Annotated in this window: 9 protein-coding genes; 4 read left to right on the top strand and 5 right to left on the bottom strand. The window is 35.1% G+C overall.

All coding sequences use genetic code 11. The features are described from left to right. Positions 1 to 259 precede the first annotated feature (259 nt). Positions 260 to 1,120: a hypothetical protein gene (locus tag VNJ50_RS15020; RefSeq protein ID WP_325583109.1), complete on the top strand. Its 861-nt coding sequence runs from the start codon at positions 260 to 262 to the stop codon at positions 1,118 to 1,120. Here VNJ50_RS15020 and VNJ50_RS15015 read toward each other — a convergent pair. Continuing rightward, positions 1,117 to 4,842: a metallophosphoesterase gene (locus tag VNJ50_RS15015; RefSeq protein WP_325583108.1), complete on the bottom strand. Its 3,726-nt coding sequence runs from the start codon at positions 4,840 to 4,842 to the stop codon at positions 1,117 to 1,119. The two genes, VNJ50_RS15020 and VNJ50_RS15015, sit on opposite strands and share 4 nt — an antisense overlap. A 23-nt stretch (positions 4,843 to 4,865) precedes the next feature. Here VNJ50_RS15015 and VNJ50_RS15010 point away from each other — a divergent pair, with 23 nt between their 5' ends. Then, entirely contained in the window at positions 4,866 to 6,071 is a 1,206-nt protein-coding gene (locus tag VNJ50_RS15010; RefSeq protein WP_325583107.1) for a Pycsar system effector family protein, read from the top strand. A 4-nt stretch (positions 6,072 to 6,075) separates the two neighbouring features. Here VNJ50_RS15010 and VNJ50_RS15005 read toward each other — a convergent pair whose 3' ends face one another. Continuing rightward, positions 6,076 to 8,439: a GAF domain-containing protein gene (locus tag VNJ50_RS15005; protein WP_325583106.1), complete on the bottom strand. Its 2,364-nt coding sequence runs from the start codon at positions 8,437 to 8,439 to the stop codon at positions 6,076 to 6,078. Between the two features lie 442 nt (positions 8,440 to 8,881). Between VNJ50_RS15005 and VNJ50_RS15000 the strand changes: the two genes are divergently transcribed. After that, positions 8,882 to 9,421, top strand: a complete 540-nt coding sequence (locus VNJ50_RS15000; protein ID WP_325583105.1) for a sigma-70 family RNA polymerase sigma factor — start codon at positions 8,882 to 8,884, stop codon at positions 9,419 to 9,421. A 43-nt stretch (positions 9,422 to 9,464) separates the two neighbouring features. Here the strand turns inward: VNJ50_RS15000 and VNJ50_RS14995 are convergent, their stop codons facing one another. Then, positions 9,465 to 9,860, bottom strand: coding sequence for a hypothetical protein (locus tag VNJ50_RS14995; RefSeq protein ID WP_325583104.1), 396 nt, complete (start codon positions 9,858 to 9,860; stop codon positions 9,465 to 9,467). A 116-nt stretch (positions 9,861 to 9,976) separates the two neighbouring features. Here VNJ50_RS14995 and VNJ50_RS14990 point away from each other — a divergent pair, with 116 nt between their 5' ends. Further along, positions 9,977 to 10,420, top strand: a complete 444-nt coding sequence (locus VNJ50_RS14990; RefSeq protein ID WP_325583103.1) for an Lrp/AsnC family transcriptional regulator — start codon at positions 9,977 to 9,979, stop codon at positions 10,418 to 10,420. Between the two features lie 12 nt (positions 10,421 to 10,432). Here VNJ50_RS14990 and VNJ50_RS14985 read toward each other — a convergent pair whose 3' ends face one another. Then, entirely contained in the window at positions 10,433 to 10,942 is a 510-nt protein-coding gene (locus VNJ50_RS14985; RefSeq protein WP_325583102.1) for a hypothetical protein, read from the bottom strand. Positions 10,943 to 10,956: 14 nt separating this feature from the next. After that, positions 10,957 to 11,770: YpdA family putative bacillithiol disulfide reductase (locus VNJ50_RS14980; protein ID WP_325583101.1), on the bottom strand; the 814-nt coding region annotated here is incomplete at its 5' end.

The following is an 11,770-nucleotide window of genomic DNA, read 5'->3' as shown; positions in this document are numbered from 1 at the left end:
ATTTATGATCTATTTTTAAATAGGTTGTTGTGTAGTTGTTTGAGGTCAGTTTAAAATTTGCTATTTTAGGAATCTTATATTTTAATTAGATGGTTTTTTAAAATATTTAGATAAAGATTTTTGACGGAAGGAAAAACCACTAGTACATTTTTTATATCTATTAAGCCATTTTTATAATTAAATTATGCCTGCCATAGATCTCATCCTAATAGTTTAGATTTTAGAAACAGAAAACATTGTCTTTGTTATTAAAAAACCCATGAAATATTATTTTACGTTTTTTATTATTGTTTTGATGGGTTCTTGTCAAATGAATTCTTCTGACTTGGAGGAGCTGTTTGATTTTCCAAAAGATCTCAATGAAGTTTCTGGAATAACTTATAGTGATGATTCTAAAATACTTTGGGCACTTCAAGATCGAGGGAATAGCAATGAAATCTATGGGTTTAAATTGGATGGCAGTCATGAGAAATCTTTGACTATTGCAAATGCGACCAATCGGGATTGGGAAGATATCACCACCTCAGCATCTGGGGATATTTACATTGGTGATTTTGGAAATAATGCTAACGAAAGGATGGACTTGTGTATTTATAAAGTGGAGCAATCGGAGTTGCAAAACAACGTTGCTTACAGTGCTTATAAAATTGAATTCTCATATCCTGAACAAACGGAGTTTCCGCCAAGTAAAGAAGAACGCTATTATGATGTTGAAGGTTTTTTTGAGTTTCAAGAGCATTTCTATCTGTTCACTAAAAACAGAAGTAAAAACTTTGATGGCACTACTTTCGTCTATCAAATTCCGAACCTTTCAGGAGTCCATAAAGCGCAATTGGTAGGAACTTTTAAAACCTGTACCAACTATAATCGTTGTGCCGTAACCAGCGTGGCTTTAAGTCCGAAAAAGGATAAGATTCCTATTTTAACTCAGAGTAAACTTATTTTATTCCAAGATTTTAAGGCTGATAATTTTTTGGAAGGTAAGCGCAGAGATATTGATTTGAATCATTTTTCGCAAAAAGAAGGGGTCGTTTTCAAAGACCAGCACACTATTTTAATTGCCGATGAGCGCAACAAAAGAAGTGGAGGTAAGTTGTACCAATACCGTCTTAACGATTAAAAGCTGAAGCCCAGTCCAAAGGCAATTCGCGCACGATCTTCCGGAGATTTAAAATAGGTCAATCGCGCAGTAAACATTTTTACGGCATTAAGCCATAAACCGCCTCCAAAATCATGGTGCCAACGGTTTGAATCTTCATTTTTGATCCAGACTTTACCATAATCAAAACCTACTAAAAAACCGTAAGATATGGGGGCGACACTTTGTCTCAATTTACCCAAACTCCATCTTAAGTCGGTACTTTGGCTGAAATAAGCATCTCCTAAAAATCGATTGTCCCTAAATCCGCGAAGGTCAAAATCGCCTCCCAAAGAAGCGGCTTGATAAAATTGATAATCAGAATTGGAAATGATTTTTCCTTTCATATTGGTTGCCAATACAAAAGTACCTTCAGCATCTAAAGCGTGCACAAAACCTAGATTACCTTCAAAAGTTAAAAAGCTATTGTCACTATTTTTAAGATCGTTGATCCAATTGCCAGCCATACTGAAGTTAATTCCGAGCGTTGGCAAGGCGTGAAAATCGTGGTTTATAAAGCTGTATTTTACCTGTGTATTGGCGTATAATTGGTTGTCAAAAACCGAAGTGTTGATACTGTTTGGCTCGCTGATAAACCGATTACTGGTAGCTTCCACCTTATATTGTTCTAAAATGGCCTGAAGAGTCAACTTGCTGCCATGACGTCCTACTTTGGTTAAAGCACCTCCAGCTTTTAACTGTTCGATCCGAACACGGTTGTAATTCATGCCATAAACTTTATCTTCATTTACCGTTTCATTGCCTAATCCGAAGTAATTCATGGTAAAATTGGGCGTGGTAAACAATCCGATGAGGTTTAGGTCTAGTTTTCCAAACAATTCTGGAAAATGGGCATCATAAATGAGTTCGATACCGTTGGTTCCAGAATAATAATTGGTTTGGAACTCATGTTTTTGAGTGTAAGGTTTGCGCTTAAATCCATTTACGGTATAGTTTAAGTTGGCACCAATCTTTACGTTGTCATCCGGATTGTAGCCTAAGGTTGGGAGTGCTGTGAAGTAATTGTATTTTGGCTTTTGAAAATCATACAGCTGTATTTCGTAATCATCAGTTAAGGATGTGGTCGTTTTGTTATCGATTTCCAAATTATTTTTTTGGGAATTGAAATCGTAAATTGTAACGTTTTTTCCGTTTTCAATTTTATAAGTATCTTCTCCTAAGCCACCAATAAGTTTGATTTTAATTTTGGAATTAGGGTTGCCATAAACTTCAAATTCATCGTCATCATCTATGCCGTAAACCCATAAATGTTTGGTTTCTTTAGCGTTGAATTCCCGTGTGTATTCTAAAATGTCTTCAGATTTATCATGGTGAAATACTTGTAATTCAATAGTATTTTTAGTTTTTCGGTTGAATACAAATCTGTCTTTTTTTTCAGTGCCAACAAGCATTACCGTGCGTTGAAGAGTTTTATAATAATCAGAAGCATAAGATTGTAATTGGTCCCGACGTTTCATTAAATTGATTTTAATCTGATGTAACGTAGCATCTTTAATTTCGTTGGGCAGCTGTTCAAATGCCGAATGGATATTTTCGTCAGAAAGATGACTTTGGATGTATTGGACTTGTTCCAACCAATCGTCTACTGTTGCTGTTTTTAAAAATGCCAAATCTAGTGGATACGGTTCGCGGTTTAGCCATTTTAGATTGGGTTGTTTCTCACTAAAGGTTTTCATGTGGCGCAAATCCGGAAGGCTCATGATAATCCAAAGTGCAGCGCCATCATATTTTGTGAAGGCTTGATCTCGATCTCGAGGTATGGGCTTGTAAATAGAGCCGTCTTGGTTTTTATATCTTGCCCATCGCCATTGATCATCGTGCCGGTCCCAATCGCCAATAAGCATATCAAAAAGTCTTGCCCGAATGTAAGCGGTTTCGTCCACTTGATGTTTGGCGTTTTTTCGAAGTTTTTCCATCATGTCCAAAGTGCTGATAATTTCATCCGGGTTTTCGCCAAAACTCGATACATCAACTTGGCTGCTTGCTACACGTTCTTCAATCATATAAAGTTCATCACCGTAATTGTCATTAAAAGTGTTTAAAGCAGCGTGTTTAGGGATAAAATATAATTTCGGGTTGGTGTGTGGAATATGGAGTGGCGCAGCTAAGTGACCGACGGCAAAAGGTAAATAAGGGTGCGCTGTGGTGTAAAAATCTAAAATAAAATCTTCGGCATAAGTATCTTCAAACTGATGGGCGACATTTTGATCTTTAAAAGCAACCGATTGCAGAAAACGCGTTGCACTTTTTTTGAGTGCGCGCATCACATATTCGCGGCCATTGGCATCTTTTAAGCGTAAAGATTTAGATTGATGGCCACCACCAGCACGAACCGGAGTAAGACCGCCGAACAACGTATCGAGCGTTGCAGTTTGGGCTTCAATTTCTAAGCTGTAATACGGACGGTAATGTTTTCCGAAAAGTAAGTTATGGATCCAGCTTTTTTTGGTCATTTTATCTGAATATATACTGCTTTTGGTTGTATTTGGAAATTTTTGATCCAAAGTACTGGTGTCAAAATCTTTGGTTGGTTCTAAAATGCGATGTTCAAATAAAAGTAGTTCTTTGTCATCTTTGCTTCCATAAAAGCGCACAGTTGCCGCACCGTCTTTGTATATGTCCAAAGTTGCGTAACCATTATTGCCATAAGTAAAATCATTGGGATTGACAGCTTTTGCAGCTTCTGATTTGGATCCTGCGCCACTAATAATTTGATGCACGCCATCTTTTTTAATGTATTGTAAATTATGGTCGTGGCCGGACACAACAATCACATTATCTTGATCTGAAATTAATGTTTTTAAGCGTTTTGCATAATCGCTATACACTTTGTTTTGTAAATCTTGTGGACTCGCACCGGTGGTTTTTCGTAAAAGATTAATGATCGAGCCGATAACAGGTAAGGGAATTTTTTGTTCTAACGGGAATAATTGTTTCGCAACAGAAAACTGCCCGCCATGTGTGCCATTGCTCATAAGTGGATGGTGCATGGCAATGATCACGGTTTTATTCTGATTTTTTTTCAGCAAACTTTCAAATTCATCAAAAAATTGTTCACGGGTTTTAATGGCACAATTTTCATTAATGCCAACATGTTTGTCCCAATCTTCTAAAAACCATTCGCTGTCAATAGTGATCAGTGTAATATCGTCATGTAGCTTTAAATCCTCAATGGCGCAGTTATTTCGCGGTAAAAATGCTTTTTTGTCCTTTAGATAATCAGTTACAAAATTGGCCTGTCGTGTCAAACCATCCAATCCGCTATACCAATCGTGATTGCCGGGAATAAAAACAGTACGTCCTTTAAAGCCTTTTGAAATATTCAATTGATTGGTCAATTTTAATTGAGCTTCTTCTGCTTTGTCAGCTTCAAAACCTATGGGATAAATATTATCGCCTAAAAACAAAAGTGTAGCATCTTTGGTGGCCGATTGTAAACGTTGGTTTAGAAGATGTAATATTTTTTTTGAATGTGGTTGATGTGCATTTCCTGCATCTCCAATAAGATAAAAGGTATGACTTATTTTTGTCGAATCGGTTGTTGCGTTTGCTGCAAGGTTTTTGACGTTTTTTCCATATTGAGCATGTTGTGTTGCACATGAAGAAGAAAGAAAAGCCAAGCCGCTAAATACTAAAATTGCTTTAATTATGTTAGTAAAAGGTGACAGTGAAAACAATTTCATATTTTAGTAAAATGAATGAAGAAATGAGTCTCGTAAACAAATCAAAAGAATTTGTCAGTAATTTATTCAAAGATAAGTTATCCTCGTCATATACTTATCATAATCTTTCGCATACTATGGCCGTTGTAGATGCTTCTAGAACGCTTGGAGAAATTGAGAATATTGATAAAAAGGCGATGGAAGTACTTTTGGTTTCTGCTTTATTCCATGATGTGGGTTATTTAGATGGCCGTAACGACCATGAGGAGCGAAGCGCCGAGATAGCTCGTCAATTTTTATTATTAGAAGGACAGTCAGAAGCGTTTATTGCTGAAGTTGTGCAATTGATTTTGGTCACAAAGAAGGATGCCGTTCCGCAAACACAACTCGAAAAAATAATTAAGGATGCCGATTTTATCAATTTGATAGATGAAGATTATTGTTCTACTTGCGAGCAATTAAGGGAAGAGTGGGCAGGTACTGAAAAAATTCAATTTACAGATGAAGAATGGGGACGCGAAAACCATAAGTTTTTAACCCATTTTCATGAGTTTTACACCGACTATGCCAAGCGCGAATGGACCCCGCTAAAACAAGCTAATATTTTGAAGTTAGAAAAAAACTTACAACAATTGAAGATGAATAATGAGATGGATGCCATTACAGATAATAAGGCTATTGAAATGCCTAATGAAAAAGTTAAAGCGGTCAAAATAAAGTCCAGTCGTGCTATAGATACCGTTTTTAGGGTGACGCTTGCCAACCACACACGGCTGAGTGGTATTGCAGATAGTAAAGCCAATATTTTATTGTCCGTCAATGCCATAATTATTTCTATTGCTCTTTCTACCATTATTCCAAAATTAGATGGCCCAAAAAATGCCCATTTGGTGTTGCCCACTTTTGTGATGATGCTTTCTAGTGTGATTACCATTATCAGCGCTATTTTGGCAACGCGCCCCAAAGTGACCAAAGGGGTATTTTCACGTCAAGATATTGAAGATAAAAAGGTGAACTTACTCTTTTTTGGAAATTTTTATAAAATGCCATTGGCAGAGTACCAATGGGCCATGGAAGAAATGCTTAAGAACGGTGATTATATGTATAATACCATGATCAAGGATTTATATTACCTGGGAATTGTGCTTGAGAAAAAATACCGATTACTGCGCCATTCATATAACATATTTATGATTGGTATTATCAGTACGGTTATCGCGTTTGTTTTAGCTTTTAAGGGAGTTTTATAAGTTTTTATAAAGTCAAGGTTTTCAATAAATCCTGATAATTTACCGTTTGCTGAGGGGTTTCGAGGTTATGGTTGACTTTTATCCTAATAGCTTTTAATCCTGAAATACCTTGCACCTCTTCGATTTCAAATTGCTCAATCGGTTGATCTATAATGTTTTTAAACTGCAGGTATTTAATGTATTTTAAATATTCGTGTTCATCTTCAATATATGAATAGACAATCGTTATTTTTTCTTCCTCGACAATACGTTTTGTACTGCCTTTAATGAGTGCCTTATCAATACGTTTTTTTACAATTTCATAACGCGCATTATAAGCACCATCAACATCAAAACGTTTTTCGTCCATCCGGAATCGAATTGAAATAGGTGAACCAAACACCAGAATTAAACCCGTCACATCTAGTTTATAAGGTAGTGAGGCTTTGAGTTTGTGGTGTTCATATTCCATTTCGCAAAGCGTTTGTAGTTGCCATAAGCGCAAGTTGTGCAGGTAAATAACGTCAAAGTTATGTTTGGGCGTTACAGAGGCGCCAATGTATATATTATGTTCTACGCCATCGGTTTTAAAACGCTCATAGTAATGTGGGAAAATTTGCTGTGCTTCAATTTGACGTTCATCAAGAATTTCAGCTAATTTCTTATTTATAATTGCAATGGATTGATCTAATTTATGGCGTTCTTGATAAAATAACCCTGTTTTTTCATCTAATTGTTGTGCGTATAAATGCTCTAAAGACAAAAGTTCCGAATTACTTTTAGATTTTTTTATAATTGGATTGATTTCTAAAGCGATATAATTATGTATTTGCTGTTCAAAATCTGTTTTTAGAGGGAAATCCAATGCCTTGGCATAAGATTGCAATTCAAATTTGCGTTGTTCTATCAGCAATAAATTGCTTTCTTCATTTTGTGATTCTAAAATTTCCAATAAGAGTTCTATCTGTAATTTTAGATCTTTTTTGATGGCATAATTTCTGTGGACTGATGAGTTTTTTATATCTATTTGACCATACATAGAATATACCTCTTTAAAGGTAATCTCTTTGAATATATAATCTTTATTATGAATGGTTTGCAGATATTTTTCCGCTTCTTGTTTGAATTTCCAATAAATACTAGGGTGTATGGTTGTGTATTCCCGCTGGATAATGGCTTCAATCTGATTTAGTTTTTCTGTATTGTAGCGTTCTAAAGTATCTACTAAATAGGGAAGGACCAGATCTAATTTTTGGGCATTGACATGGTTAAGAGCACGAGGTATGGAAGACATAAGTTCAATAATGCCTAGAAGTTCACCGTTTTTTACTACCGGAGCAAAAATACAACTCTTAATATTTTGATCCAATAAATGTTGCGCCAGTGGAAGATGCTCTGGTTTTGTTTTGAATTTTTCGATATCAGAAATTACAAATGGCTCTTTTTTTTCTAAAAGCTCCTTAAATGCACAACCCAGAATACCGCTGCTGCAATCGGTTTTTTGTCCTGGTATTAAGATATAACTTTTAGTGGCTTTTCCGTAATTTGGTCTGTAAAACGAATCTTGTTCAGCATTATAAAATGCAAAACCAATTTTAAGATGTGATAAATTGAAGATGGATTTAAAAATGTTTTCAATAGTCACTTCTGAAGTCATTTGTGTGATTTCAGGTTTTAATAGGTTGGTTTTTAAGTTAGATATGGCTTTTTCTGTTGTGGCATCATATAAAGAAATAATGGCAAAACCTTTTAAAATCCAGCTTTTTTTAGGGAATTTTTCTTTCCAAAGTTCAATGTCGTTATAGTTGTCAATCAGTAAGTTTATATCTTCTTGACTTAATTTAACGGCATTTTCTGTTGGAATAATTTCTAAAAAATCGCCATTATATAAAATTCTATAATATTTTGTGATACCGTCTTTCGTTGGAATGTCATAAAATAAAGGCCAGTTAAAATCGATATCCTGATGGTAATAGTTTTGTAAAATAAGACAGCAATTATTGATAAAAAACTGATCTTCATTAAAATCACGAATCATGAATTTAAAGTCTAAACCAGCGTCATCCAATATATTAACAAACCGCTGCGTGTAATTAAAAGTGAAATTTTGAAAAGGTATGGTGACCGCTTTAATTTCGTTTTTAGTTAAAGCAGATGGAAACAAATCAGAAAGTAGATTTTTGATTAGTTCTTTGTGAGTTTCGATTAACTGATGGTTTTCAATGCCATTTGTCAATTCGGGATACTTAGCAACTTCGGCCAATAGTGCTTTTGCATAATCAGCCCGATATCCAACTTCGGTTGACGCAATAACTCCGAGTTGATCGATAAGTTTATGAAAAGAAATTAAAGTTCTAAATGGACTTTCTTGAAATAAATTTGCCACCATAATCCAAAAATATTGTTTTACAAATTTACAAATAAAGCCACAAATGGAATCCATTATGCCGACAAACTTGTGGGCAGCCATTTTGTAAATAAATGAGTTCTAATATGTTTTGATTTAAAAATTAGGTTTGGGTTACAAGTATATAAGAAACCAACAAAATTATTTTAATGCCTTACCATTCTAAAATCAAAAATAATTCACATAAAGTGCGTCTTTTTTAATCTTTTCACGTCTATTGGATGAACTTTAAAATATATACATCATGAAAAATATAGAATGTACCTGCAATTGTGACAACTGTAAAACAGGAAATTGTGCTGCTTGTACTTGCGAGAACTGTACGTGTGCCAATTGTAACTGTTAAGCTTAATTTAAAATGTTACTGATGGGAGTCTATTTTAGTAATTTTATACTAAAATAGGCTCCTTTTTAATGGATTTTTATGAAAACTAAAACCGTTTGGGATTTATATGCACAAGATATTAAGCGTTTTATTGTGGCTAAAGTGAACGATGCTGGTATTGCTGATGATTTGCTTCAGGAAACTTTTATTAAGATCCATACCAAATTGAATACTTTAAAAGATGCCGATAAATTAAAACCTTGGGTGTTTTCTATTGCGCGCTATACTGTTATGGATTATTTTAGAAACAATAGTCTTAACCATTCAATTGCTGATGATTTTATTGATTTTGAAATACCCCATCCCGAACATACCAGAGCAGATTGTTTAGATGGCATCATTAAAGCATTGCCTAAAAAATACAGAAATCCTTTGATTTTAGCTGATATCCAAGGTTTGAAACAAGCTCAAATTTCGGAACAATTAGGCTTACCTTTATCTACCGTAAAATCGCAGATTCAACGTGCAAGAAAACTTATTGCACAAGGTTTTGTAAACTGCTGTAATTTTAAAATCAATGATGATGGTTATTTGGTGGGCGAAATTCAGGAAAGGGAAAATTGTAAGGTTTGTAATTGATCCGGTTTATATGGAATTCAGAATTTATTTCACCTAATTTATATCACAAAGTCATCATCCAAGTATGCTGTAACCTTCTAAATTTCCGCAATTCACTTCTTAAAATAGGAAGATAATCTCTGCCATTACTGTGGCTTTTTTCTAAACGTTTGCAATTATTGTACAGCATTACTGTTAAACGCTCCAATGAAGCAAAGTGCTTGTATTTTTTATCGGAATGCCGTTCTATTTCGGCATTGACAATTTCAGGAGCCAATGACGAGGATTGTTGTACAATATCTCCAGAAAAATAGATGTTTTCATCCTCAGAACCATCCGGATTTAAATAAGACAAATCTTGATTTAAATAGGTAGAAATGCTTCGTGATAGGATAATGATTTCCATTGCCTTTTTATAAATAGGCAAATCCGATAAGTGAGATGGGATTGGGTACAACATTTTACTAAAATGATTTTATCAAATTTAGTGACAAAATTGCACCTGTTACAATTGATATTAAAGTAAAATCGTATATTTGGTTTAATAATTAAGGTTTTATAGTTAATTTTCTTTAGATGAACATAGATGCACTTAACTGGAAGATTTTGAAGTGTTTACAAAACAACGCTCGTCAGTCCAATGCAGAAATTGGTCGACAGGTTGGCATCAGTTCTCCAGCTGTTTCCGAACGTATAAAAAAGATGGAAGATGCTGGGCTTATTCAGGGCTATCACGCTTTTGTATCGCCTTTTGAAGCGGGTTATCAACTTAAGGCCATCATCACCTTAAGAGCATTTATGGGCATGCTGAAACCGTTTTTGGAAAAGGTAAAAACCTATGAAGAGGTTTTGAATTGCTATCGGATAACTGGCAATGAGAATATTGTCATGGAAGTGGCACTTAAAAACCAAAAACATTTGGAAAGCTTCATTGATCAGCTTATCGTTTATGGCGAGACCAAAACCCAAATTGTTTTATCACATGTTATAAAATACAATGAAGTAAAACCGATAAAATAATAGCATTTGATCTTAAAGATCGTCAAAGCCATCAAAATTGTCAAAATCGAATGGGATGTCATCATCAGGATCCACATCGTCATAATGGACTCCTGGCGGATTAAAAAGTCCCCAACGGTCAATAATATAGTTCCAACAATCAAAGGTTTTTACCCATTCGGCAAATAATATTCTAAATTCCTCGACTTCATTTCTTAACAGATCTAAATACTCGGTATCTGGATAGCCGTGCATTTCTAGGCCTCGGGCATCTGTAATCAGCTCTCTCGCAGCTTTTCTGATAATGGCCGCATTTTCCATTCTAATGTCATACAGCATGTCTTCAGAGGAAGCACCAGCAATTTTAGCCGGAATTGTAGAAGCGTTAATACCCATGTATTTGAGATTATGTTGAATCATTTCAGCTTCAATAGGATTACTAAATTCAATATCCGTTTTTTCAACGGAATCAATGATAGAACCTACAAGGTCCATAATTTCCCTTGCCTTTTGAAATACAGGCAATTTTTCCCATTGTTCCATAAGTTATTTTTTATTTACAGATTTGTAGTATCAATATGTTCGGCAATCAATTTGGCGTGTATCCTTGAGTTTTCAATAAACCATTTATGGGTTTCCATGCCGCCGCAAATTACGCCAGCCAAATATAATCCAGGAATATTGGTTTCCATAGTATCTTGGTCATATTGCGGTAAACGTGCAGCATCATCGGACAGCTGGATTCCTGAATCAGTGAGGAATTTAAAATTGGGTTGATAACCTGTCAACGCCACCACAAAATCATTTGTTAAGGTGATTTTGCCATTTGGTGTTGTAATGGTGATGTCTTTTTCTGTGATGTCAACGATTTCAGAATCAAAATAAGCGGCAATACTTCCTTCAGTAATTCTGTTGATAATATCTGGTTTTACCCAGTATTTTACACGATCTCCAATTTCTGATCCTCTGATAACCATGGTCACTTTTCCACCTTTGCGCCAAATTTCGAGTGCCGCATCAACCGCCGAATTGCTGGCGCCAACCACCACTACATTTTGCAATGCATACGGATGGGCTTCATTATAATAATGCGTTACTTTTGGCAGATTTTCTCCCGGAACATCTAATAATTTTGGAATGTCATAAAATCCAGAAGCGATGATGACCTTTTCTGTTTGATATTCTGTTTTGGAAGAAGTGACTGTAAAAATATGATCTTTTTTGTTGATGCTCATCACTTCCTCATATAAATGAATATTTAGATGATTGGAAAACGCCACACGTCGGTAATATTCCAACGCTTCGTCTCTTCTGGGTTTTGGATTATTGCTGATAAAAGGAATGTCATCAATTTCCAATTTTTCGGAAGTC

The sequence above is a fragment of the Gelidibacter sp. genome, from assembly GCF_035577925.1.
Lineage (GTDB): Bacteria > Bacteroidota > Bacteroidia > Flavobacteriales > Flavobacteriaceae > Gelidibacter.
The sequence above is the reverse complement of the archived record's forward strand: the minus strand, read 5'-3'. Positions and strand labels throughout refer to the sequence as shown.